Source organism: Streptomyces sp. MUSC 14, assembly GCF_001866675.1.
GTDB lineage: Bacteria > Actinomycetota > Actinomycetes > Streptomycetales > Streptomycetaceae > Streptomyces.
Genome location: NZ_MLYN01000090.1, coordinates 41,586 through 65,408, shown reverse-complemented (window position 1 = coordinate 65,408; position 23,823 = coordinate 41,586). Strand labels below are relative to the sequence as shown.

Annotated in this window: 20 protein-coding genes and 4 pseudogenes; 9 read left to right on the top strand and 15 right to left on the bottom strand. The window is 69.1% G+C overall.

All coding sequences use genetic code 11. The features are described 5' to 3' along the window. Window positions 1-700: 700 nt before the first annotated feature. Complete coding sequence (locus BIV25_RS43215; RefSeq protein ID WP_256257153.1) at window positions 701-2,206, bottom strand: FAD-dependent monooxygenase; 1,506 nt, start codon at window positions 2,204-2,206, stop codon at window positions 701-703. 291 nt (window positions 2,207-2,497) lie between these two features. Between BIV25_RS43215 and BIV25_RS43210 the strand changes: the two genes are divergently transcribed. Both BIV25_RS43210 and BIV25_RS48670 read left to right on the top strand, forming a co-directional pair. Beyond that, window positions 2,498-2,929 carry an Rrf2 family transcriptional regulator gene (locus BIV25_RS43210; RefSeq protein ID WP_071378096.1) on the top strand — a complete coding sequence of 144 codons (432 nt, stop codon included), beginning with the start codon at window positions 2,498-2,500 and terminating at the stop codon, window positions 2,927-2,929. Window positions 2,930-3,219: 290 nt separating this feature from the next. Next, a pseudogene (locus BIV25_RS48670) lies at window positions 3,220-3,438 on the top strand (transposase family protein); the annotation flags it as partial. 23 nt (window positions 3,439-3,461) lie between these two features. Here the strand turns inward: BIV25_RS48670 and BIV25_RS43205 are convergent. The 5 genes and pseudogenes from BIV25_RS43205 to BIV25_RS43190 all read right to left on the bottom strand — a co-directional run bounded on the left by BIV25_RS43205 (window position 3,462) and on the right by BIV25_RS43190 (window position 8,495). Next, window positions 3,462-4,334 carry a hypothetical protein gene (locus BIV25_RS43205; protein WP_071378066.1) on the bottom strand — a complete coding sequence of 291 codons (873 nt, stop codon included), beginning with the start codon at window positions 4,332-4,334 and terminating at the stop codon, window positions 3,462-3,464. Window positions 4,335-5,461: 1,127 nt separating this feature from the next. Beyond that, window positions 5,462-5,641: pseudogene (locus tag BIV25_RS54845) on the bottom strand (transcriptional regulator); the annotation flags it as partial. A 66-nt stretch (window positions 5,642-5,707) separates the two neighbouring features. After that, window positions 5,708-6,649: an alpha/beta hydrolase gene (locus BIV25_RS43200; protein WP_071378065.1), complete on the bottom strand. Its 942-nt coding sequence runs from the start codon at window positions 6,647-6,649 to the stop codon at window positions 5,708-5,710. 390 nt (window positions 6,650-7,039) lie between these two features. Then, on the bottom strand, window positions 7,040-7,636 hold the full coding sequence (locus tag BIV25_RS43195) for an NADPH-dependent F420 reductase (protein ID WP_071378064.1): 597 nt from the start codon (window positions 7,634-7,636) through the stop codon (window positions 7,040-7,042). Between the two features lie 40 nt (window positions 7,637-7,676). After that, window positions 7,677-8,495: a 3'(2'),5'-bisphosphate nucleotidase CysQ gene (locus BIV25_RS43190; protein WP_071378063.1), complete on the bottom strand. Its 819-nt coding sequence runs from the start codon at window positions 8,493-8,495 to the stop codon at window positions 7,677-7,679. 137 nt (window positions 8,496-8,632) lie between these two features. Here BIV25_RS43190 and BIV25_RS43185 point away from each other — a divergent pair, with 137 nt between their 5' ends. Continuing rightward, window positions 8,633-9,541: a LysR family transcriptional regulator gene (locus BIV25_RS43185; RefSeq protein ID WP_071378062.1), complete on the top strand. Its 909-nt coding sequence runs from the start codon at window positions 8,633-8,635 to the stop codon at window positions 9,539-9,541. A gap of 85 nt (window positions 9,542-9,626) precedes the next feature. On the opposite strand, the gene BIV25_RS43180 is transcribed toward BIV25_RS43185, so the two are convergent. Then, window positions 9,627-10,748 carry an ISAs1 family transposase gene (locus BIV25_RS43180; protein ID WP_256257164.1) on the bottom strand — a complete coding sequence of 374 codons (1,122 nt, stop codon included), beginning with the start codon at window positions 10,746-10,748 and terminating at the stop codon, window positions 9,627-9,629. 1,384 nt (window positions 10,749-12,132) lie between these two features. Here BIV25_RS43180 and BIV25_RS43170 point away from each other — a divergent pair. The 3 genes and pseudogenes from BIV25_RS43170 to BIV25_RS54840 all read left to right on the top strand — a co-directional run. Next, entirely contained in the window at window positions 12,133-14,049 is a 1,917-nt protein-coding gene (locus BIV25_RS43170; protein ID WP_256257152.1) for a serine protease, read from the top strand. A 368-nt stretch (window positions 14,050-14,417) separates the two neighbouring features. After that, window positions 14,418-15,062: a LysE family translocator gene (locus tag BIV25_RS43160; protein WP_071378058.1), complete on the top strand. Its 645-nt coding sequence runs from the start codon at window positions 14,418-14,420 to the stop codon at window positions 15,060-15,062. 4 nt (window positions 15,063-15,066) lie between these two features. Then, a pseudogene (locus tag BIV25_RS54840) lies at window positions 15,067-15,516 on the top strand (transposase); the annotation flags it as partial. Window positions 15,517-15,609: 93 nt separating this feature from the next. On the opposite strand, the gene BIV25_RS43150 reads toward BIV25_RS54840, so the two are convergent. The 3 genes from BIV25_RS43150 to BIV25_RS43140 form a co-directional block, all read right to left on the bottom strand. Further along, on the bottom strand, window positions 15,610-16,731 hold the full coding sequence (locus tag BIV25_RS43150) for an IS630 family transposase (RefSeq protein WP_371273140.1): 1,122 nt from the start codon (window positions 16,729-16,731) through the stop codon (window positions 15,610-15,612). 34 nt (window positions 16,732-16,765) lie between these two features. After that, the gene (locus BIV25_RS43145) at window positions 16,766-17,461 is read right to left on the bottom strand and encodes an alpha/beta fold hydrolase (protein WP_071378056.1); all 696 of its coding nucleotides are present in this window, start codon (window positions 17,459-17,461) and stop codon (window positions 16,766-16,768) included. Window positions 17,462-17,589: 128 nt separating this feature from the next. Beyond that, complete coding sequence (locus tag BIV25_RS43140) at window positions 17,590-18,456, bottom strand: alpha/beta fold hydrolase (protein WP_071378055.1); 867 nt, start codon at window positions 18,454-18,456, stop codon at window positions 17,590-17,592. A 277-nt stretch (window positions 18,457-18,733) separates the two neighbouring features. Between BIV25_RS43140 and BIV25_RS43135 the strand changes: the two genes are divergently transcribed. Then, complete coding sequence (locus tag BIV25_RS43135) at window positions 18,734-19,249, top strand: CGNR zinc finger domain-containing protein (protein WP_071378054.1); 516 nt, start codon at window positions 18,734-18,736, stop codon at window positions 19,247-19,249. Window positions 19,250-19,304: 55 nt separating this feature from the next. Here the strand turns inward: BIV25_RS43135 and BIV25_RS52175 are convergent, their stop codons facing one another. The 4 genes and pseudogenes from BIV25_RS52175 to BIV25_RS53830 form a co-directional block, all read right to left on the bottom strand. Next, a complete protein-coding gene (locus BIV25_RS52175; protein WP_071378053.1) occupies window positions 19,305-19,496 on the bottom strand; it encodes a hypothetical protein in 192 nt (63 codons plus the stop codon). Further along, the gene (locus tag BIV25_RS52170) at window positions 19,487-19,840 is read right to left on the bottom strand and encodes a LysR family transcriptional regulator substrate-binding protein (protein ID WP_071378052.1); all 354 of its coding nucleotides are present in this window, start codon (window positions 19,838-19,840) and stop codon (window positions 19,487-19,489) included. Before BIV25_RS52170 ends, BIV25_RS52175 begins: the two co-directional genes overlap by 10 nt. 6 nt (window positions 19,841-19,846) lie before the next feature. Beyond that, window positions 19,847-20,047 carry a hypothetical protein gene (locus BIV25_RS53835; protein ID WP_256257171.1) on the bottom strand — a complete coding sequence of 67 codons (201 nt, stop codon included), beginning with the start codon at window positions 20,045-20,047 and terminating at the stop codon, window positions 19,847-19,849. A gap of 79 nt (window positions 20,048-20,126) precedes the next feature. Beyond that, window positions 20,127-20,201 (bottom strand): annotated as a pseudogene (locus BIV25_RS53830) (hypothetical protein); the annotation flags it as partial. A 708-nt stretch (window positions 20,202-20,909) separates the two neighbouring features. On the opposite strand from BIV25_RS53830, the gene BIV25_RS43115 reads away from it, so the two are divergent. Next, window positions 20,910-22,061 (top strand): hypothetical protein, encoded by a 1,152-nt coding sequence (locus tag BIV25_RS43115; protein ID WP_107486695.1) that lies wholly within the window; start codon window positions 20,910-20,912, stop codon window positions 22,059-22,061. Between the two features lie 50 nt (window positions 22,062-22,111). Here BIV25_RS43115 and BIV25_RS43110 read toward each other — a convergent pair whose 3' ends face one another. After that, window positions 22,112-22,756: a TetR/AcrR family transcriptional regulator gene (locus BIV25_RS43110; RefSeq protein ID WP_071378050.1), complete on the bottom strand. Its 645-nt coding sequence runs from the start codon at window positions 22,754-22,756 to the stop codon at window positions 22,112-22,114. A 121-nt stretch (window positions 22,757-22,877) separates the two neighbouring features. Between BIV25_RS43110 and BIV25_RS43105 the strand changes: the two genes are divergently transcribed. Continuing rightward, complete coding sequence (locus tag BIV25_RS43105) at window positions 22,878-23,618, top strand: SDR family NAD(P)-dependent oxidoreductase (RefSeq protein ID WP_079177252.1); 741 nt, start codon at window positions 22,878-22,880, stop codon at window positions 23,616-23,618. The last annotated feature ends 205 nt before the right edge of the window (window positions 23,619-23,823 follow it).

Sequence of the window (23,823 nt, the reverse complement as noted above, 5' to 3'; positions counted from 1 at the left end):
GAACGCGGTCGCCTCGGTCGGCATATCCGTGAGACCCCGATCTCTTCGACAACTTCTCGGCTGCCTCCCACGATCTGCTCGTACCGGTCCGCGCTGACGCTGCCGAGCTTCTCGGTACTTGGGCACCGCGCCCACCCCCTGCCAGGCCGGAGCACGGCCCCGTGGCCCTAAAAGGGGAACTCCGGCCTGCCCGGTACAGGGCAGAATCCGCTCGCCACCTCACACCCGAAAGGCGTGCCACCACGGCGCGTGGACCCCTGGGATGCTCTCGAGGTTGTCATTTCTCCCATGATCAGCACCGAGGCCGACGAGTCAGCTCCGATCGCTGCGACGAGTCGCAGTAGATGCCACCTGAGCGACGGGACTGACTGTCGGCCGGCGATGATCGCTTGTGGTTCGGCTGTGCGCGAGTGAGTGTGCTGGTCGGCTGGTTGACCCCGAGGTGTGGGCCTGAATGCTGTGGACTGTGCGGCCGAACCGGTGGCATCGTCACTGATCGTGACTGAACATGGTTTCCTGGCGTTGGCGCCGCGATACACCACAACATCCGAGCTGCTCTCGACGTCGGCGTACTGGCGGCCCGCTCGACTCGCAGCACCAGGCCCTCGCCGACGGGTTTGGCCTGCCTGATACCGGGAGGCCGCCTCTGACCGATCAGCACCTCCCGCACACCGGGGGAACCTCGGAGCGGGAGACCCGTTCACGCCTGCTGGCGGTCCACCGAGCCCAACCACTGCGTCAGAGCCTTGCGGACCTCATCCGGGTCGGGGTCCTCGGCCGCCCACGCGGCATAGCCGTCAGGCCGGACCAGGAGCGTCGAGCGCAGGCTGGTCGCCGGGGCGACTGTCACCACTCGCTCCGCCCACGGCGTCGCCATCGCAGCGACTTCGCGGCCCACCAGCACGAACTTGCCCTCCCGCAGTGCCTCATAGAGCCGGGCCGGTTTCTCAGCCAGACGAAGGTCCGGTACCCGGCGTCCGACGAGCGGATGAGAGCCGCGGGGTGCCCGGTAGATGATCCCGATGCCGGAAATGCCGCGTGCCGCGCGCGCCTCCACCACGACCAACTGGTGCGCGACGTCAGCCAGCGCGGCCCGCAGTGCGCGGATCAGAGGTGACCCGGTGGTGACGGCCGTGAGGAGTGCGTGACTGACGCGCAGGACCATGCGCCCCACCGGGTGACGTTCTGCGTGATAGCTGTCCAGCAGTGCGTCACCAGCCCGGCCGTGCAGGACGGCCGCCAGTTTCCAGCCGAGGTTGGCGGCGTCCTGGAGCCCGGTGTTCATGCCCATGCCGCCGGCGGGCGAGTGGACGTGTGCGGCGTCGCCCGCGAGGAACACCCGTCCCTGCCGGTAGTGGGGTACCTGCCGCTCGTCGCTGTGGAAGCGGGAAAGCCACCGCGGGTCGTGCATCCCGAGGTCGTTGCCGATCGTGCGCGTGGTGATGTCCCGGACGTCCTCCAAGGTGACCGGTGCATCGTCAGGCATCTCCCGGCGCCGGTCCCAGCCGATGATCCGGTACCAGCCGTCCCCGAACGGCGCGAAGAACGTGAAACCTTCCTCATTCGAGCTGAAATTGAAAATCTCGTCAGGGACGCGGTCGAGCAGCACATCGGCCAGCATCACGGAGCGAATGGCCGACTTGCCGGGAAACGGCATACCCAGGCTCTGCCGGACGGTGCTGCGCGCCCCGTCCGTGCCGACGACGTAGAGGGCCCGAAGTGTGGCCATGCTGCCGTCTGGATGGCGGACATCCACGTCAACACCGTCCGGGTCCTGCCGTAGCCCGGTGACCTGGGTCCCACGGAGGATGGTGGCTCCCGCATCCTCGGTCCGGCGCAGCAGGGCGCGCTCGACCTGCCACTGAGGAATGGTGAGGATGAAGGGGAAGCGCGTTCGCAGCCTGGAGAAGTCGATATTGAGACGGCCGAACGGACGCAGGGCCCGGGTAGGTGTGCCGATTCGCAGGAGTCCGTCGGCCAGGCCCCGGGCGTCGAGCTGTTCCAGGGTTCGCGCATGGAGGCTGAAGGCGCGGCTCAGATTGGATTCGTGGTCGCGTCGCTCCAGCAGGCAGACATTGACCCCGGACTTGGCGAGGTCACCCGCGAGCAGGAGGCCGGTCGGGCCGGCCCCGACCACCAGAACGTCGGCGTCCGATGCCCGGTGCGGGTTCGAAGAGTCATGCGCTGACCTGTCCGTCGTGTTCACATTTCCGAGTGTCGGCCCTGCTCGAGGGCGCCGCATGGCGAGATCCGGGTCGACGGCGCAGCCGCGGGCGGGCCGCCGGGAGTGTTGCCGGCGCCTGCGCCGGCGGCCCCGGAACCGCGCACCGCACCGCAGGCGACCGGAGCGACCCGGCCGACCGGCGGTGACGAAGACCGCCGTGGCCGTCGCGATGGCTCCCCGAGCGGAGCCTCCGTTCAGGGAGCCGACCCAGGGCAGCCGCCGAGAACAGCCGTAACTATTATTGTTGCAACGTGACGGGAGGTGATGGACGGCATGGGTGCCAACAGCAGGCTGACCGTCGCCGTGCACACGCTGACCTGGATCGGCCTGTACCAGCGCCGCGGCCACGAGGTGGCCGCCTCCGACCAGATCGCGGCGAGCGTCAACACCAACCCCGTGGTGATCCGCCGCCTGCTGGCCCAGCTGCGCAAGGCCGGCCTGGCCGACTCGCGAAGAGGCGCCGGCGCCGGCTGGACGCTGTCGCGGGACCTGTCGACGATCACTCTGCTGGACGTCTACGAGGCGGTGGAGCCGGGGCCGGTCTTCGCCCTGCACCCCGCCACGCCCGATCCCGAGTGCGTCGTGGGCCACGGCATAGCGCCGGTACTGGGCGTCGTCTACGACGGGGTCGAGACCGCTCTCCGCGCGGAACCGGCGAGAACCACGCTGGAGGATGTGCTGCACGACGTGCTGAGAGCCACCTGACGTCGACCGCGGGCCTCGCCGGGCCGCGGCAGCAGGGCGCTTTTCGCGGCCCTAAACGTAACCACAACAGTTACATCAACAGTTCGGAGAACGTCATGGGACAGCTGGACAACAAGACCGCCCTCGTGACCGGGGCCTCCACCGGCATCGGCCTGACTGGCGCCCGGAGTAATTGTGGTATTCCAGTGTGGCCACCGATCGAGTGACCGGAACCGTGACCACAACGGACAAGGCTCCCGCGCCGTTGAGTGAGGTGTTCGAGGTCTCAACCCATCGGCCCAGGAACCTCGTTGGTCCCTCGTCCTGCCGCACTCGACCTGCCCCATGCGCTCATCGAGTGGGTCACGATGTTTATCGTCACCCGCGAGGGTCACCGCCAGTGCAAGCTCCCGCCGCACCAGCGTGCCCTGGTCGCTCTGGTGTACCTGCGCAAGCGCGGGCCCCCTGCGCAGATCGCCGCCGGGTTCGGCATCGCCATCGGCACCGCGCAGGCCTGCACCAGCGCGGTCATCGACACATGCCCAGAAACAGGTCAATCGGTGTCCACTTGGTGTCCGCAGACCTCGCGTTCCCACATCCAGTCCCCGATGTGAGCCACGGCCGGGTCCCGGTGCCGGCGGTAGGTGCTGAAGGACAGGTGCAGCGAATGGGCCACGCGCTCGTGCGGGCCGGCCGGGTGCAGCAAGGTGCGGTCGACCACCTCGAACAGGCCGCGGCGGTCGGCCCGCAACGGCTCGGCGGCCATCGCGAGGAATTCGCCGAGTCCCGCGGCACATGACCGCACGACCCGCGATCGCATCAGCGGATTGCGCCCCAGAGCCTGCGGCACGTGCAGATCGCGCAGCGCCGCGCGGATCGACTGGGAGAACTCGGCCTGGGAGAGCGCGAGTTCGGCTGTCTGCTCCTCCGCCGGCCGGGCCGGGGCACCCACCTCGCGGGCCGCGATGAGCTCGAACCACTCGGCGAGGCCGGTGCGCCGCCGGTCGTGGACGAAGACCGGGTAGATGGCATCCCCGATCGTGTACGCCGCCTCGGCTGCCGTCCAGAAGTCCAGATATCCGAGTGTCGGCCCCCGCAACCCGGCATCCGCGTAAGCCCCCACCAACGTCCAGGCCGAGCCATCATGAGTGAGGATGTCGAGGACCTGGCACACGGCGAACAGAGTCAGCGACGGCGAGGAAGCCTGCCCACGGTCACGGTCGAGGAAGAACCGCCAGGCCCGCACGTGCTCGCTGGGGCGTGCCGCGCCGTGCCGCCGGGTGTACTGCCACATGCTGTCGACACCCGGATCCACCCCCAAGTCCTCGGCGCACGGGTCGAGGCAGGCGCCGAACCCCTGCGGCTCCCCGGCCCGTCCGCGAAAGACCCGGAAGGCTCCGGGCTGGCGCCGCATCCAGTACGCCACCAGCTCGGCCTGTTCCGCCCCCTGAGCCCGGGTCGCCAGTCAACGATCGGGGCCGTGTCTTCCTGCCGCAGCGCATCGATATGGTGATCGACCGGCCGTGCGGCGGCGACGTATGCCGCGAGCCTGGTCCGCGGACAGGCCACGACTATGGTGTCGGCCAGGAGCCGTTGCTGCTCCCGTGCGTCCGGCGCCGAGCGGATCGGCGCGACCAAGCCGGCCCGCACCTGGTGATGCACCTCAGCGCAACGCTCCGGGTCGCGCCACCGCAGGTCGGCATCAAGGACGTCGCGGACCATGTCGTGCGGGAACAGACCGTACGGTCCCTCCTCGACGAACGACAACGTGCGCAGCCGCGTGAACAGTTCCCCGGCGTTGTCGCCGAGCACCGATCTCAGGACGTTCTCCGTGATGACGCTGGCGTGCGCGCTGACTTCCAACGCAAGCCGATGGCGCGGACCCGGCACCTCGTCCAGGGTGAGGGTCAGCAACCCGCGCACCACGTCGGGCAGGTCCCCGAGTGTGCGCGGCAGTACACCACCGCCCCGCCGTACCGCATCCACGAGCCAGGTAGGCGCGGCCATCGCGCGGCGCGAGGTTGCGCAGCGCGACGACCCGTATCAGCGCGCGCCAGGCGGGGTCGGCCAACCACGGCGACGAGGGCGGTCGTCGTGCCGCGATGACCAGGACCGCGTCAGCGGGCAGCGCGGGCAGGAACTCGTCCCGTACCCAGTCGTCGATCGGGGCGAGCAGCTCGTGGGTGTGGAGGAGCAGCACCGCCCGACCGCCGATGGAATGCGCTTCAAGGGAACTTGGGCCCGGCGGCACGTGGCGGCCGTCGATCGTGACCGGATCGGCGCCCGCAGTCACGGCGACATCCGCCAGAACATCCAACAGTGCGCTCTTGCCGGTGCCGCCGGGACCGGTGCGCCCCGCAAAGGCACGCCGTCGTAGCTCACTCAGCCGTTGCCTGATGATCGTCACACCGCGACATCACCCATCAGCGAACAGCACGTGCTGGCGGCCAGGTTGCGGCAGGTCGCTCTCTGGGAGGCGGCCTGGTGAGCAGGGCCCGGCGGTCTACATCACCGACGCGTGTCACCCGGCGTGAGCAGACTACTGACTTGCTCTCATCCGCTGAGATCCAGGTGCACGTCGCGCGAGGCCCAGCGGATGCGGAAGGCTTCACTGCGGTTGGACAGTTCTCCCACAAGCCCGGTCAGTGCCCTGCTGCAGGGATCCCGGCCAGCCTCGACGCGCAGCACGGCGACGCTGTTGTCAGCGACCTGTTCGTGGTCGACCCAGAAGTGGTGGGGTCGCGGGACGCCAAGCCTCCGCCGCGCCTAAGCGTGGTGCAAGCGGCAATGTTGGGCGGGTCAGTCATTGAACGCCGTGGCCACAGCATCTCCGAGCTGATTCAAGACGTCCCGTGAGAGCTGCACCGACCCGGTGAACGAAAAGAAAGCGTGGGTGGCACCCTTGATCGGGAGATGCGTGACCGGCACGTCGGCGTCGGTGAGCTTCTGTGCGTACCGGTCGCCTTGGTCCCGCAGCGGATCGTGTTCGGCGGTGACGATGACGGCGGGAGGAAGCCCAGCCAGCTCGTCGGAGCGCGCCGGCGAGACGCGCAGGTCTGCGCCTTCGTCGGGCGTGTTGAGGTAAAGGCCCCAGAACCATTCGAGCCAGCTGCGGCTCAGCAACGGTCCGGCCATGTTCTCGTACATGGAGGGGCTGTCGTCGAACCGGTCGACCGCCGGGTACGCCAGTACCTGCAGTGCGATCTGAGGTCCCCCGCGCCGCTGCGCTTCCTGCACGAGGGCCGCGGCGAGGTTGCCGCCGGCGCTCTCGCCGAACACCGCAATGTTTTGCCCGTCGCCGCCGAAACTTCCGGCGTTGGCCGCGACCCACGTCAGGGCGGCGTAGGCGTCTTCGATCCCTGCCGGGAAGCGGTGTTCGGGCGCGAGCCGGTAGTCGACGGAGACCACGATCGTGCCGGAGCGGTTGGCCACCATGCGGGCGATGTGGTCCTGGCTGTCCAGATTTCCGAGGACCCATCCGCCGCCGTGGAAGAAGACCGTCACGGGCCGCGGCCGTGAGCGAGGGAGGGTGGCGGGGGCGTAGATGCGGATGGGGACCTCGAGGCCTTCGGCCGCGGCCACTGCGTCGTGCACGCTGTCGACGGGCTCGACATCGCCCGCGAGGGCGGAGAAGCTGCTCACGAGGACGCGGTTCTCCCCGACCGTTCGACTCTCCGGTGCCGGTGCGCCTTCTTCGGCTAACTTCTCGAGCAGGGCACCGATCTGAGGGTCGAGAGACATGATGAAGACCTTTCCGAAGCTGGCGATACGACACGGATTGGAATGACTGTTCCAAGCGCTGCACGGTCGCAGGAATGGAGCGGCGGCGGCGCGATGCCGCCCGGCGCTGCGCGACCCCGGTCACGGCCGGGCCCGCGCTCCACGCGCACGCGTACTTGGATCGGCGAGTAGGAGGCCGGTGTCGGCGGCCGCCGCGGGTGTCGGCGGGCAGATTCGCGACCAGTTCCGCAACCGCGTACGCCATGAGACGGGCCGATTCCTCGGTGCGAGGCCGACGGCTCCGGGAAGGGTGGCCACGGGTCGCCGTCCGGCGCTGAACAGCCGGCCCTGGCTGCGCTGTCGTATCTGCTCTGAATGTGAGCCCACCGGGGGTGGTGCACGGTGTGCGGATCAGCGGGCGATCGAGATCGCGAAGGGCGCGAATCCGGTGGAACGGATCACATGCGGTACGAACAGTATTGCGGCCTCCGTGGCGCGGGCGGTCTGGATCCCGCCGAGATCAGTGATCCACTCCTTGCGCCAGCCGAGGTCGGTGAGCAGTTCGTGGACGGTCTGCTTGGCCTGCGGGTCCTCGCCGGAGAGGAAGGCGGTCGGTGTCTGGGTGAGCGTGGCCGGTGCGGTCATCACCGGGAAGAGCATGGTGTTGAGTGTCTTGACGACGTGCGTTTCGGGGAGTGCTTCCTGGAGCTGCTCGGCGAGGCTTGAGCCGGGGTAGACCAGGTCGGCGGGCAGTCCGTCCGGTCCGTCGACGGTGGCGTTGGAGACGTCGACGAGGATCTTGTCGCGCAGTTCCTCGCGCAGGGCGGCGAGCCGTTCCAGGGAGCCGGCGCCGGGGGTGGCGTTGATGACGATCTGGGCTGTGCGGGCGGCGTCGGCGGCTGCGCCGGGCGCGCGGTCCGCCACGGTCACCTCGTGCCCTGCCCGGGTGAGGGCTGTGGACAGGTTGCCGCCGACGCGGCCGTTTCCGAGTACTGCGATCGTGGTCATGGTGATGTGGTCCTTGCGTGGGTGCGGGTGTGGTGCACGGTCAGCGGGAGAGGGTGGCGACGGCTTCGGCGTGGATGCCGGGCGCGGCGGCCAGGAAGCTCTCGCTCTGCGGGGTCCAGGGACGGCCCTCGGCGTCGGAGATCTGTCCGCCGGCCTCGGTGACGAGCAGCGCCCCGGGCAACAGGTCCGCGCGGGCGCCGGCGAACTGCCAGAAGGCGTCGATCCGGCCGGCGGCCACGTTCAGCAGGTGCAGGGTCGCGGGCACGGAAGTGCGGACGACGAGCGCGTCGAAGAGCATCGCGGTGATCGAGGAGCCGACGCGGCGCACGACCTTCTCGTCCTCGTCGGGCCGGGCCTGGCTGGTGGCCACGATGCTCAGGCCGAGGTCCGCGGTCCGGGAGACGTGCAGCGGCCGACCGTCGAGGTAGGCGCCCGCGCCGGTGAGCGCGGTGTAGGTCTCGCCGGTCAACGGCAGGTGGACCACGGTGAGCACGGGACGGTTGTCTCGCACGAGGGTGGCGGTCACCGCCCACTCCGGCAGGGCGTGCAGGTGATTGACGTTGCCTTCGGCCGGATCCACGACCCACCATTCGCCTGGCGGCAGCGCTCCGCCGTCCAGCTCGTCCTCCACCCACCCGGCATCCGGACGCAGCCGCGTGAGGCGGGGGCGCAGGATGTCGAGAGCCGTGTCGTCGTTGTCGGCGAGCGCGCGCATCAGCTCTTCACGGGTCTGGTAGCGGACGACCTCGCCGAACCGCTCGCGCAGTGCCGCACCGGCCTCACGCACGGCGATCGCGATCTGGCCGAGCAGGTCGACGTCGGAGGCGGCGACGTCAGTGGTCCCAAGTATTACGGACATGGTGAACTCCCTTTTGAGTAGGCGGTGATGGGGCCGTTCGGGCCGAACTACGCGCTCTGTTCAGCGCTCTGGCCTCGAAGGTATACAGCCCCTCGATTAACTTCAAATGCATGTAAAGCACGGCTAGGATTACTCACATGCAATTGGACTTGAACCTGCTCGCTGCGCTCGACGCGCTGCTGGAGGAGGGCAGTGTGGCCGGGGCGGCCGCGCGCCTGCACGTCACCGCCCCCGCGATGAGCCGGAGTCTGGGCCGGATCCGGCGCACGACCGGGGATCAGATCCTGGTGCGCACCGGCCGCACGATGACCCCGACGCCGTACGCGATCGCCGTCCGGGAACAGGTACACGAGCTGCTGCACCAGGTTCAGGGAGTGCTGGCACCGAGCCGTGAACTCGATCTGGCAACGCTGGAGCGGACTTTCACACTCCGCTGGCATGATTCCCTGGTCGCCTTGAGCGGCCCCGCGCTGCTCTCGGCCGTGCGTGAAGAGGCGCCAGGCGTGCGATTGCGCTTCGTCGCGGAATCGAGCGTCGACACCCCCGAGTTGCGGCGCGGCGAGGTGGACCTGGAGGCGAACGCCAACCGCCCGAGCGCACCGGACATCCGTTCCGAGAACGTGGGCGACACCCGCCTCGTCATCGTCGTGAGGCAGGGGCACCCCCTCACCCGCGTCAGGACCGTCACCGCAAAGCGGTACGCCGCCGCTGAGCACGTCACCGTCTCGCGACGCGGGAGCCTCAGCAATGCCCTCGACGACGCCCTCGCGCGACTCGGCCTCACCCGCCGCGTGGTGGCGACCGCGCCCATGGAAGCGGCCGCGCTGGAGTTCGCGCGCGGCTCCGATCTCCTGATCAGCGTCCCCGAAGCCACCACGCGCTCAGCGGTCGCCGACCTCGGCCTGGTCGTGCTCCCCCTCCCACTCGAAATGCCGTCGGCACCGATATACCTGTCATGGCATCAGCGCTACGACACCGACCACGCCCACGCCTGGCTGCGCGGGCTGGCGCGAACCGCGCTGGCCATGGGAGCAGCGACGTCGTAGTCGGCGCCGTCCGCCCGCTTCACCCATACGCGCAGGCGACCACCTCGGTGCCGCGCGGCTGGCCGCTGTGCGGAACCGCATCGGATCACCAACCCCCGGCGGTAGGCGTACACGACCAACCTGAACGGGGTCGCGAAGCCCGAGCTTGCCGAGAAGGCAGGACACGAACGTCTTGACGGTCCCCTGGCTTGCCGGTCTTGCGGTCCATTCGGCGACGCTTCAGCTGGACGGCCTCGCCGGCGCCGGGAAAGAACAGGCTGTTCACCGTGCACACCTTGATGCGGCGGGCCTCGCCGCGGCCGTGGCCGGTGTCGCGGGTGCGGTCCTGCAGCGGGATCTGCTTCCAGGGAAGGGATTTGAGCTGCTTGTGGAGCCTGTTCTGGTTCCCTTTCGCGATCACGAAGTAGTGCGCGCCTCGGCCGAGCAGGTAGCAGGCGTGCTCGCGCTGGGTGAGCATCGCGTCGCTGGTCACGACCACGCCCGCCAGGTCGGCGAGGATCTCCAGCAGAAGCCGGCAGCAGATGATCTCGCTGGTCTTCTCGCCAACGTCGAGTTGGGCCAGGACCAGGCCGGAGAGGTGGTCGCAGGCGGCGAGTAGATGAATCTTCCGGCCCGTGGCCCTGGCCGCCTTGCGCAGGGTCTTGCCGTCGACCGCCACCGCATGCAACTGACCGTCGGCCCCAGCGCGCCGGTCGGCCGGCCAGCGGCCCACCGCCCGGTCCAACGCGCCGCCGTCGACACGGCCCAGCAGCCGCCGCACCGTCGCCTCCGCCGGCACGCACCGCTTTCGGGACAGCGGATCGGGCCGTACGCCAAGGCGCTCCAGGACGGACGGTGGGGCCTCGGTGATCCACTCACCCACCGCCAGCGGGGCGGTCGCTCCGGCCAGAACCGCACACGCGGTCAGCGCAGGCACCGCGACCAGAGCGTGCCGTACGCCGCGCGGATCGCGAGGGTCGGGCACCTCGGCCAGTCGCTCCAGCAGGCCCGGGATCTCCTCAGGTACAGCCCCGGGATGCTCGCGGAGTTGGCCAAAGGCAAGCGGGATCGGCGATGATCGCGGAGAAGGCGGGGCCGGCCGCGTACGACGCGAATCCCACTCGCCGGGCCGATCAGCGCCGAGTTGGGCGCCCCGGTGCCGGCCGGCTTCCAGTACGACGGCGACCGAATGGAGTTGGAGGCCTGGCGGGACGGAGTGCGCGCCCACCGCTACGGCTCCTGGCCGGGCCGGGAAGTTGAGAGCGCCGACGACGCGCCCCTGGGCGCTGCCCCCCCCGCTGCGTTCCTGGACTTCGCCGTCGGGCCCCTGGACAGTCACCGCTTGGCCTCCGTGCTCGCGGACCCGATCGACGCGCAGGACATGGAGTCGACAGTGAGCCAGGCTACGTCTGGGCCCAGGCCCTGCACTGGGACGTGCTGCGCGCGCTCAGCCCCCGGACCAGGTGATCCGCCGCGCCCAGTGGGACTACTTCCACGTGCGCGAAGCGCCGCAGGCGCTCGCGGAGCTGCTGGACGGCACCGAACTCGTCGTCCTGGGCACGGCCGACCGCCCGTTCTGAAGCCCCGCCAACCCGTACACGGCAAGAGTTCATCCTCACCCAGCCGTGATCGGGGACAACAAAGACTCAGGGGACCAGACGCCGATCTTGCGGATCGAAGCAGACCAGGCCGGAGGACGGGGCCAGATCGGCAGCGAACACGGCGGCCTCCTGACACTTGCTGAAGACCATGCCGAAATAGAAGTCGGACCACTCGCGTTGTTGATCAAGGGCCGTCCGACCAAGGACTCGCGTGCTCGTCCTCATCGTCGTCACCCAGGTCCAGGCCACCGGTTCACCAGCCCTTCGACGTACTGCCTGATACGTGCGGTCGGCGACTGACCCGCGCCTCTCATGAATCTGCCGTGCAGGTCCTCGAAGACCTCAAGCGCCGCAGCATCGTCAGCGAGGATCGGACCCCGTCCCAACCAGCCAAGTCATAGCTCATGGCGGCGCGAACTTCAGCAGGGTGTTCGTTGCTTTGCGAGCCTTGCGATCGGCATGCTTGGCTCCGCTCTTGCTGCGAACGGCACGCCGAACGGTCCGTTCACGCGCGTGGTGCGCCCACGGCCTCCGAGGAGAGCGCAAGGCCTGCATCCACCGCCGATCGCAGCACTCCTCGGCCGCCGCCAGCAAGCCTTGGTGCGCGGCGCCTCATCCCCGATCCCGCTGTGCGTCTGGGCCGTCGCGCCGGCCGTCGGCTCATCACCCAGAGGAATTCGTCTGATAGTTCGTTCTCTGGGCGGCAGTGCCGTACTCTCTGCTGGTCCTATCGCCTGCGTGGCGGAGAGTCACGCCAAGTGGGGGGAATTCAGTCCAAAAGTGAGTAGAACTGCTGGGCACCGCGCGAGTCGACGCGGTGCCCTTCTCGTGGCCGCCGTCGGCGCGGTCACCACGCTGGCCGGAACTCTCGTCGTCTCGGTCGATACCGCAGGCGCCACGAACGCCCCTCCGGCGTACACGTCCGCGATACCGGACACTGCCCCGCGTCTCCCAGCCGCCGCGCCGCACTGGACAGCCCTTGCGGCCAAGCGGTTCTGGACCGCGCAGCGCATGGCAGAAGCGAAGCCGCTTCCGGACGCCAAACCGCGGACCGCCGGCAAGGCCGCCCACACCACGCTTCAGGGGCTCGTCAAGCCGTCGGTGACCGGTCGTCTGAACGCCCAGGACCTGCGCGAGGTCCCGATGGACGCAACGCCGACCGACACCGTCGGCCCGACGGACTCACCCACCGACACCTCGACTCCGGATCCCTCCGCCACGGCTACGGACACCCCGACCGCCGCGCCGACGGACACCTCGTCCGCCTCCCCGAGTACTTCCCCCAGCGCGTCGGACTCGGCGAGCCCCACCGCCTCGCCCGGCCCGTCCTCCACGAGCACGGGCGGGACAGGTCCTGGCAGCTCCTACTTCGGCGGCCTGCCGATGGTCGGCCGGCTGTACATGCAGACCAGCAGCGGCTCCTACTTCTGCACCGCGAGCGTCATCAACAGCCCGCACCACAACATCGTGCTCACCGCCGGGCACTGCCTGGACGGGCGGGCAGGCAGCGGCTCGCTCGCGTTCGTCCCCCAGTGGACCGCGGCCAGTCCCCAGCCGTACGGCATCTTCCCCGTCGCCACCGACTCCGAAGGCCGCAGCCGGGTCTGGATCGATCCCCGCTACTACGACCGCGGACACGTCCAGGGCGCCCCGTGGGACGTGGCGTTCGCCCAGGTCGGCGTGCGTAGCGACGGCAAGCAGGTGCAGGACGTGGTGGGCGGCAACAACCTGGCCACCGGCCGCGGCTACGCCTTCCCCAGCATTCGCCTGGTTGGCTATCCTGGCACCGCCACACAGCCCCTGACCTGCGACAACAACACCACGCAGTACACCCCGACCGACGGCACCCCCGGATCGTACCTCCGGATCGCCTGCAACGGCTTCGCATCCGGTACCAGCGGCAGCCCGTTCCTGGAGAACTTCGACCTGACCACCGGCACCGGAGACGTGGTCGGCAGCATCGGAGGCTGGGACACCGGCGGACTGACCGACGATGTCTCCTACAGCTCCTCCTACGGCTCTGACGTCCAGAACCTGTACAAGGCGGCGGTCGCCGGCACCGCTCCCGCCCGTCCCAATGTGCTGCCCGGCGCCTCCACACTCACCCATGCCGCTCTTTTCACCTCCGGCTCCTTCACGCCCTCGCCTTCGCCCGATCCGGACAAGAGCGACCTGATCGTGCGCTGGTCGGACGGCGAGCTGACGCTGTACCGGGGCGGTGGCAACGGACGGTTCGACAAGGAAATACGGCTCGTCGCGGCCAACACCACCTGGACGAAGGCTGTCTCCATCACGGCCGGCGACTTCACGGGCGCCAACACCTACGACCTGCTGGTGCGCTGGAGCGACGGCAGTCTCACCCTCTTCCCCGACGTCGACGCGCGCGGCCTGCACAGCCAGATCACACTCGTCAAGCCGGGGACGCTGTGGCAGCACGAGCTTGCCATGACCGCCGGCCGCTACACCACCGACGACCACTGGCCCGACGACCTGATCGTGCGCTGGTCCGACGGCGAGACCACTCTCTACAAGAACCTCAACTCCACCGGCATCCACAGCGAGGTCCGGCTCAACCCGCCAAACTCCACCTGGACCCACGCCACATCCCTCACGTCTGCCGACTTCACCGGGGCCACCGAGTCAGACCTCGTGGTCCGTTGGTCCGACGGCGAACTGACCCTGTACCCGGACATCAACCAGTACGGATTCCACGGAGAGGTGCGACTGCGGGCCCCTAGCACGCTGTGGACCCACGCCATACTCACCACGGCGGGCGACTTCACCAGCACCGACAGCCGGATCAACGACTACCTCGTGCGCTGGTCCGACGGCCAACTGTCCATGTATCAGGACAGCGGCAACAGCCTCGGCACGGAAGTCGTACTCGCGGCAGCGTCCGGCTCGTCGCTGCCGTACTACCGGCGCTGACCACGAAGTCCTCCGGGCCTCGTCCCAGAGGACTCCTGGCGGCTACGCCGTGACGGTGGACGTCAGCCAGGCAACGATCCACGGCGGTTGTCCTGGGCCGGTCGGAGCAGGGACGGATCGGCGGTCGAGGCACAGCGGCTCGCATGCAGCGACTACATCGCCACCCTCGCCGCGGTCGGGGAGGAGACGGTTGCGGCCGTCAGCACCGCCGTGAGGGGGTGGTCGATGAGTGCGCTCCCGACCGCTCCTTCGAAGGGGGCGTGGTGGCCCAGGTCGGGGCGGTGTCTCGGCTGGTGGATGAGCCTAGAGCAGATGGCTCGTGATCTGTTTGTATGACCTTGGAAGACGGTTCAGGAGGTGGCAGACGCATGGTGTCCACGGAGAGCATTCTCGCGTTCGCGGCGATGGCACTACTGGTGATCGTGATTCCAGGGCCGAGCGTACTGTTTGTGATCGGCAGAGCCCTCGCGCACGGCCGCCGCACGGCGCTCGCGACCGTTCTGGGCAACCTGATCGGTTCGTACCTCCTGGTGACCGCTGTGGCGTGGGGTCTCGGCACGCTTGTGGAAACTTCCGCGGCGGTTTTCACGGGTGTGAAGCTGGCCGGCGCGGCGTATCTCGTTTATCTCGGAGTGCAGGCATTCCGGCATCGCAAGGAGATGCGTGCGGCGGACATGGAGGCCCCGGCGGGTAAGCGGCGCGGTGATCTGCGCACGGTCCTGGACGGTATTTTCGTGGGCTTCACCAACCCGAAAGGCCTCATCTTCTTCGCTGCGGTGCTGCCGCAGTTCGTGAACCACGAGGCGGGCCGTATCCCGCTCCAAATGATGGTGTTGGGGCTGGTCCCGGTCGCCATCGGCATGGTCACGGACACCTTGTGGGGACTGGGCGCGTCGGCGGCCCGTTCCTGGTTCGCCCGCTCGGATCGCCGCCTGTCGATGGTCGGCGGGGCGGGCGGCTTCGCGATGATCGGGCTTGGCGTAACCGTGGCAGCGACGGGCCGAGCCGACTAACTGGCAGGCCCGGACACATGTGAGGCGCTGTACCGCTGCAGGCCCGGAACGTGCGCCAGGCAGTACGTTGCGCCGGGGCGCCGCAGGGGTGCTTCCTGATCGGTTCGTCGAAATTCTGGCCTGTGAACGCCGGGTGCGATGCACGATAGGTGGGCGCCGTGAAGACGCCGAGGCCCCCACCGAGTACTGGCTGTCCAACCTGCCGGCCGACACCCCGATCGTCGACCTGGTGCAGCTGGCCAAGGTCCGCTGGCGCATCGAGCACGATTACCGCGAGCTCAAGCACGGTCTCGGCCTGGATCACTTCGAAGGCCGTTCCTGGCCCGGCTGGCACCACCATGTCACGCTCGTGACCGCCGCCCACGCGTTCCTCACCGAACAGCGCCTGGTCCCAAAAGTCCCCGCACCGGTCTCAGCCTCTACCAAGTGCTCGACACCCTCCAAGACGTCCTGAGGTGCTGGACCGGTATCTGCACCACTTGCCAACAACCACTGCCCAGCAGAACCCTCGGGACCTCGAGATCAAGACAGACCTAACGGAGTCCTACTAGTGTCCTGCGCCAGAGATTCGCTGGCAGAAGCGGGCGAGGGAGTCGAGGATTTCCTCGGCCGTCTTGGTCCAGATGAAGGGTGTGGGGTTGCTGTTCCATTCCTTGACCCAGGTGCGGATGTCGGCTTCGAGGGTTTGCACGTTGTGGTGTGTGCCGCGGCGGATCTTCTGATCGGTGAGGAAGCGGAACCACCGCTCCACCTGGTTGATCCAGGACGAGTAGGTCGGGGTGAAGTGCAGGTGGAACCTGGGGTGTTTGGCCAGCCACGCTCTGACTGCGGGAGTCTTGTGAGTGCCGTAGTTGTCGACGATGAGATGGACAGCCAGAGGGGCGGGGACCTGCTTGTCGATCCGGATCAGGAACTTCTTGAACTCAACGGCCCGGTGACGGCGGTGCAGGGCGGTGATGACTTCGCCGGTCGCGATGTCGAACGCGGCGAACAAGGTGGTCAGCCCGTTGCGCACATAGTCGTGAGTGCGGCGCTCGGGCATGCCCGGCATCATCGGCAGCACGGGCTGGGACCGGCCCAGGGCCTGGATCTGGGACTTCTCGTCCACACAGAGGACCACCGCGCCCTCGGGCGGGTTGAAGTAAAGGCCGACGACATCATGGACCTTCTCCACGAACAGCGGATCCGTCGACAGTTTGCATGTGTCCGCCAGGTGGGGCTTGAGATGGAACTTCCGCCAGATCCGGCCGACCGTCGACTTCGACAGCCCACTGCGCTCAGCCATGGAGGAACGCGACCAGTGGGTCGCGTTCCTCGGAATCTCCTCCAGCGTGGCGATCACGACAGCTTCCACCTCGTCGATGCCGATGGTGGGAGGACGGCCGGGCCGGGGCTCGTCCACCAGCCCGTCCAGCCGCTCCGCCAGGAACCGGCGTCGCCACTTGCGGACCGTGTCCGCGGCCACCCCTAAGTTCCGGGCCACCTCCACGATCGGCGGCACATGCGGGCCGGCGCACGCCAAGACGATCCGCGCCCGCAGAGCGAGCGCCTGGGCCGTCTTCGCCCGGCGTGTCCACCGCACCAGCACCACACGCTCGTCCTCGGCCAAAAGCAACGGCTCCAGCTTCGGACCCCGACGAGGGACTGACGCACCAGCAGCAGAAGTCACACAACATCTAACGAACCACTACTGGCGCAGGACACTAGAGGGTCTTCCTCGTCTGTTCCACGACCTCGGTGAGGAGGTCGGTGACGATGTCCGGAGCGGTCACGAGCGGCGTGTGGTCCACGTCGTGGACCCGCACCGTGGAGCCCATGCGCTCAGCCATGAAGCGCTGGTTCTCGGCGGGGATCATGCGGTCCTGTTGGGCGAGCAGGTACCAGCTCGGGAGGACCTTCCACAGCGGACGACCCACCGGGGTGCTGATCGCGGCTGCCGCGATCGGCCGCTGGACCGCGCGCAGCAGGGCCTGCTCCTCGGCGGTGGCCAGGTGCGCGAACGCGTTGGGGAATGCCTCGTCGGGCAGCCAGACGAGGCCGTGCTCGTTCGGCGTCACGGCCGGCGCGTCGGGGTGCGGGGTGCCGCGCATGAAGACCTCGCCGACGGTCTCGCCCTCGTCCGGCGCGAGCGCCGCGACGTAGACCAGCGCACGGACACTGTCCGCCGTGGTCGATCCGATCACCCCGCCGGCATAGGCGTGTCCGGCGAGGACGACCGGCCCGCCCACGTGCTGAAGGGTGTCCTCCAGGGCCGCCACATCATCCTGAAGGGACGTCAGGGGCAGCGGCGCAGCGACGGCGCGGATGCCCTGAGCGTGGAGCCGGGCGATGACCTTGCTCCAGCTGGAACCGTCCACCCATGCGCCGTGGGCGAGTACGACCGTGATGTCCGCTGACATGCTGAGACTCCTTGGTTACGAGAGCTGGTGGTGCACGCGTTCCCGCGCGGTGACTGGACTGTGGAGAGCTGCCGGACCCGGGAGATCGTGCGAGACGCACCCTTCAGGGGTCCTGTGGCGGTGCGGTGCTAGGCCTCGACCTTCGCGAGGAAGGTGCGGATCGCCTCGGCGATCTCAGCGGCGTGGGTCTCCAGCGCGAAGTGGCCGGCGTCGAGGAGTCGGACCTCGGCGTTGGGGTTGTCGCGCGTGAACGCCTCGGCACCTTCGGGGAGGAAGAAGGGGTCGTTGCGGCCCCAGACCGCCAGCAGTGGGGGCGTGTGGGTACGGAAGTACGCCTGGAAGTCCGGGTACAGCTCGACGTTCGACTTGTAGTCGCCGAACAGGTCGAGCTGGATTTCGTCCGCGCCGGGCCGGGCCAGGTAGTAGTTGTCCAGGGTGTAGCCGTCGGGGGACACCGACGCTTCGTCGGCCGTGCCGTGGGTGTACTGCCAGACGGTGGTCTGCGGGGACAGGAAGGTCCGCAGGGCCTCGCGGTTGGCGTCGGAGCGGTCCTCCCAGTAGGCCCGGATCGGCGCCCAGCCGTCACTGAGTCCTTCCTCGTAGGCGTTTCCGTTCTGGGAGATGATCGCGGCGATCCGCTCGGGGTGGGCCGCTGCGAGCCGGAACCCGGTCGGGGCGCCGTAGTCGAAGACGTAGACGGCGAACCGGCGCAGCTCTACGGCTTCGGTGAAGCGGTCGATCACCCGGGCGATGTTGTCGAAGGTGTAGTCGAACTCGTCGCGGCTGGGCATGTCGGACTGGCCGAAGCCGGTCAGGTCCGGGGCGATGACCCGGTAGCGGTCCGCCAGCAGCGGGATCAGGTCGCGGAACATGTGGCCGGCGCTCGGGAACCCGTGCAGCAGCAGCACCGCGGGGGCGTCGACGGGCCCGGCCTCCCGGTAGAAGACCTTCAGCCCGTCGACCTCGACCGATCGGTAGGTAACAGCGTTGCCCATGTGACTCGCCTCTTTGCTTCGCACCGTTCGTGGACAAGGCCGAGCCAAGCACCACCGACCTAACCTGTCAAGTGCACTTTAATGGTTAGTCTGACCTGAAGGTGGCGGGTCGAGGAGTGGGGGTGCTTGGCGGCGCGAAGCCCCAGCTCGGACAAGCCCCTGACCTGGCGGCTTGCGTAGCCACATCGCCATGTGCTAACCATCAATTTTGGCTTTCGTGGTTAGTCTCGACGTGAAATGCAACCTGGCTGGTGGGTCACCGTGGTGAGGAGGGGCGATGAGCGACCGCGAGCGGCAGGACGACCTGCTGGAGCTGCTGAACACGACGCCGCTGGACAGCAGCGGCCGCCCGACGGACCTGCTGGCCGAACCTCACGCGGCCAAGGAGTGGCAGTGTGCCCACGGCGGCACCGGTGCGGCGTCGGAAAGGCGGCACTTGCTGGAGGCTCGGGACGCGCTTCAGGCCGTGGTACGGGGCACTGCACCCGCGACCGCCCTGTCGCCGCTGCTGGAGGGCGTCGCATCCCGCCCGAAGGTCTCCCCGGAGGGGATCGCCTGGGAGATGGACGTGCCCCGGGGGCGTGAGCTGGCCGTGCGCGCGCTGGTCACCTGGAGTTGCGTGCAGGAGACGATGCCGGGGAGGCTGCGGCCGTGCGCCAACCCGGAGTGCCGGCTGTTCCTCCTGGACCGCAGCAAGCCCAACAAGGCCCGCTGGTGCTCGATGGCCGTGTGCGGCAACCGGATGAAGGTGCGCCGCCACTACGAGCGGTCACGCGAGGGGGAAGCCGTATAGCGGTCGGCGCGGGTGAAGGGGCTGGCAGGGCCGGTTGGACGGGCTGCGCCATCGGTCACATCTGCCGGGCGGTGTTCACCCGGGGCAGGCCCCGGCGCTCGAGGTCGGCGACGAATCGGTGCACGAGCGCGTCGGACGGGGTCAAGGTGATGGCCAAGATGTCGCGGTGCACCCTGGGTTCCATCCGGCGCACCGCGGCTGAGAAGCGCCCGGCCGGCGCGGAGACGGGAACGATGGTCACGCCCATTCCCGCCCCGGGAGTTGAGCGGCGGTCCGTGGGCTGCGGGTCCTCAGCACCACGTCAAGGCGGGTGCCGAAGCCGGCGACGAAGTCGTCGGCCCAGAGGCCCATGCCGTTGTTCGTGTCGTAGTGTACGAAGGGTTCACCCGCGAGGTCGGGCACCTTGACCGCGTCCCGATCGGCGAAGGCGTGGTTCGGCGAGCTAACGATGACCACCTCCTCCTGGCCCAGGACCTCGACATGAGCGGTTGTCGAGGTCGGCTCGGGTCCGACCACCAGGTCGGTGCCGTCGGCCATCAGGTGCGCAACCATGTGGTCGGCGCTGCTGAACTCCTTGAGATCGAGCGACACCTCGGGTCACCGTGCGCGCCACTGGCGCAGCGCCGGGACCAGTAGCCAAGCCGTCATCGTCTCGGCGCACGCGATGCGCAGTCGTCCTCCGAGCCCTTCCCCGACCCGGCGTCCGACCTGGACCGCCCGCGCCGCGGAGTCGAGCGCCACCACCGCCTCCGCAGCGGCCGCCCGCCCCGCGGCCGTGACCCGGATCCTCCGGGTCATCCGCTCGACCACCGGCGTCTCCCGGCTCCCGCTCCAGCGCGGCGATCTGGTGGGACAGGGCCGGCTGCGACATGTGCAACGCTGCCCCCGCTTTGGTCACCGAGCCCTCGTTGACCAAAGCCACCAAGCACTCCAGCGCCCTCAAAGTCGCCATCCACGCATCCACTTGGTCGTCACCGACGCACAGCACCATGGTGCCGGGCCCCGTGCTTGCGGCCTCGGCCTGAAGCTCATGTTGCCCCGGATGCCGGACAGCCCAGCCCACGACAGAGGGGATCCGGCTGTGCGCAGGTCCTCGGCCACGGGCGGGACCCGCGTCCCCGTGGAGCGCGGCCGGGCAGCGCCACGGCGGCCCTCCCAACGGGACGGCACTGAGTTCCTGGCCCGGATTCCCGGCGCGGGGCATGCGAATTCCGGAGGACGATTCAAGGTATAGCGAATACCACGAGCACGGCAGCATTGACCCTGCCGGCTGGATTCACGGCCCTCTCTGTAAACGATCGGCTCTGAAGTACAGTCGCAAACGTCTGAACCGAGTCATCGAAGTGCGCTGTTCAAACCGGGAGTTGACCGTGGGAGCCGCCTCGCGACTTCTGGCGTCGGGAGCGTCGGCAAAGACTTCAGTCCCGACGGCCTACTCCAGATGTAAGGGACGCGTATCCCGCCCTGCGCGAATGGGGCGCGCCGCATTCGACTGATCTGCGACGAGTTGGGGGGTGGCTGCATATCGTCAGATGCGGGACCTCGCAGCGGTGAGCAGCGAACGCGCCTCGGCCTTCGCCGCGTTCGTGCAGGCCGCCCGGCGAGCCTTGCCGTTGCCTGGCTTTCCTCCAGTGGTCGTCACTCCCTTGGAGGCATCACCATGCATGGCCGTGCTCGGCGTCTCGGCTCACCCCTCGTCACCGTCCTGGCCACCACGACGGCGCTCGTCGCCGCCTCCCTGGCCGCACCGGCGGCCACCGCGGCGACCCGGGTCGCGGGATTCCATGCCGTCTTCGTCCAGGACAACAGTACGTCGGGCAACCACACCGTCGCCTACCACCGCGACGATTCCGGGCAGCTCATGCAGACCGGGAGCTTCGCGACCGGAGGCAACGGAGGCCAGCTGGCCGGCTCGGTCGCGGACCACCTGGCCTCCCAGGGGTCACTGACCTACGACACCGACCACGGCCTGCTCGACGCCGTCAACGCCGGGTCCGACACCATCTCGGTCTTCTCCGTCCGCGACGACCAGCTGAAGCTGCGCCAGGTCATCAGCTCCGGCGGTGACTTCCCCGTCAGCGTCACCGTCCACGACGACGTGGTCTACGTCCTCAACGCGCTGGACGGCGGATGCATCCAGGGGTACACGGTCGAGGGCGACCACCTGCGCAAGCACGACGACTGGCACCGCTGCCTGGGCCTGGACCCGACCGCCACCCCGCAGTTCACCCACACCCCCGGACAGGTCGGCTTCACCGGCGACGGCTCCCACCTGATCGTCTCCACCAAGGCAGGCGGCAACAGCCTCGACGTCTTCGGCATCGACCCCTCCGGCGCCCCGTCCGACACCCCCGAGGCCACCAGCCTTCCCGGCACGGTCCCCTTCGGCTTCGTCCCCAGCGGGGGGCATGGCATCTTCCTCACCGAGGCCGGCACCAACGCGCTGACCACCGTCGACATCCGCCGCGACGGATCCGCCTCGCAGGTTGCCTTCGCGGCCACCGGCCAGCAGGCCACCTGCTGGGTCGTCGCCGTCGGCGACCTGCTCTACACCTCGAACGCGGGCAGCAACTCGGTCAGCGGATTTCGTGCGACCGACGACGGACCACAGCTCACGGCCCTGGGCTACGCGAGCACCGACCCGGGCGCGATCGACGCCGCCGCCTCCGAGGGCGGGCGCTTCCTCTACGTCCTCACCGGAGTCAACGGCATCGTGGACGAGTTCGCCGTCGACCACGACGGAACCCTGACCCAGATCGGCGCCGCCACGATCCCGGACGGTCCGGGCAGCGAGGGCATCGTCGCCTTCTGAGCCTTCACGGTTGCCACCGACCAGGGCGCCGATGCCCGGTCAGTCGCAGCTCACGGCCGGTCGGACGAGGGCGCGGCCGCCCTGGTGTGGGCCTGGACGTGGTCGATCATGGCGTCGAGGGTGACCCGCAGGGGGCGGACGTCGCGGTGGATCTGGGTGAGGAGCAGGCCGCCCTGGAGGGCGGCCAGGACGGTGAGCGCCAGGTCGTCGGGGTCGGCGGTCAGCTCGCCGCGTTCGTGCATGGCGCGCAGGCCGTCGAGGATGCCGGACTCCCAGCGCAGGAAGGAGCCCGAGACGGCGGCGCGGGCGGCGGGGTCGACCTCGGCGAGTTCGCTGCCGAGCGAGCCGATCGGGCAGCCGCCGCGGCATTCGAGGTCGAGTTGGTGCTGGACGATGAAGTCGCACCAGGCGCGCAGCCCGTCGACGGTGTCCAGGCCGGCGAGCATCGGCTCCTGGTCGCCGACGACGCGCGCGTCCTGGTAGGCGATCACGTCCATGATCAGGGCCTGCTTGTCGGCGAAGTAGTGGTAGAGCTGCGAGCTGCTGGCACCGGAGGCGGCTTTGACGTCCTCCATCGTGGTCCCGGCGACACCGCGGTCGAGCATCAGCTGCGCCGCGGCGGCGACGATCCGCAGGCGGGTCTGCTCGCCCTTGGGGGTCAGCTTCCTGGGCTTGGTGGCGGTGCGCGTCGTCATGGCTGCAGTCTACCCAAGTTTTTGGATTGGACATTCCATTTTTTCGGGCGAATAGTGGATCGCACAGGCCAATCCGGGGTTCCGACCGGAGTCCCGCAGGTACATCTCGTGGAGGTTCGTCATGGAGTTCTCCGGCAAGGTCGCCCTGGTGACCGGCTCGACCAGCGGCATCGGCCGGGCCATCGCCCAGACCCTCGCCGCCCGCGGCGCCCACGTGCTGGTCTCCGGACGCAACGAGGAACGCGGCGCGCAGACCGTGGCCGCGATCCGCGGGGAGGGCGGCAAGGCCGACTTCCTGGCCGCCGACCTGCGCGACGCCGACTCCGCCCGGGAGCTGGCCCGCCGCGCCACCGAGGCCGCCGGCCACGTGGACATCCTGGTCAACAACGCCGGCCTGAGCGGGTTCGGGCCCACCGCGGCCACCACCGAGGCCGACTTCGACGCCATGTACGCCGTCAACGTCAAGGCCCCCTACTTCCTGACCGCAGCCCTGGCCCCGGCCATGGCCGAGCGCGGCGGCGGCGCGGTGGTGAGCGTGTCCACCATGGTCGCGGGCTTCGGCATGCCCGGCATGGCGCTCTACGGCTCGACCAAAGCGGCGGTGAGCCTGCTGACGAAGTCGTGGGCGGCCGAGTTCGGCCCGCAGGGCGTGCGCGTGAACGCTGTCGCCCCCGGCCCGGTCCGCACCGAAGGCACCGCGCCCATGGGCGAGGGCCTGGACCAGCTCGCCTCCCAGGCCCCGGCCGGACGCCCCGCCGACCCGTCCGAGGTCGCCCACGCCGTCGCTTACCTCGCCAGCGACGAAGCCTCCTTCGTCCAGGGCGTCGTTCTTCCGGTCGACGGCGGCCGGGCCGCCGTCTGAACCCGCCCGTACCAGCCGCACTCCTGCGGGCGGGGCGACCACGCACCACAACGACCCACCCGGACGCCCCGCCGCAGCGGACCGATTTCCCGCAGGAGATGAGGACGGATGAGCACCCCACAGCACGACGAACCGAACGGCACCTACGACGTGATCGTGCTGGGGGCAGGGACCGGTCGGACATTATGTGGAATCGAATTCGTCA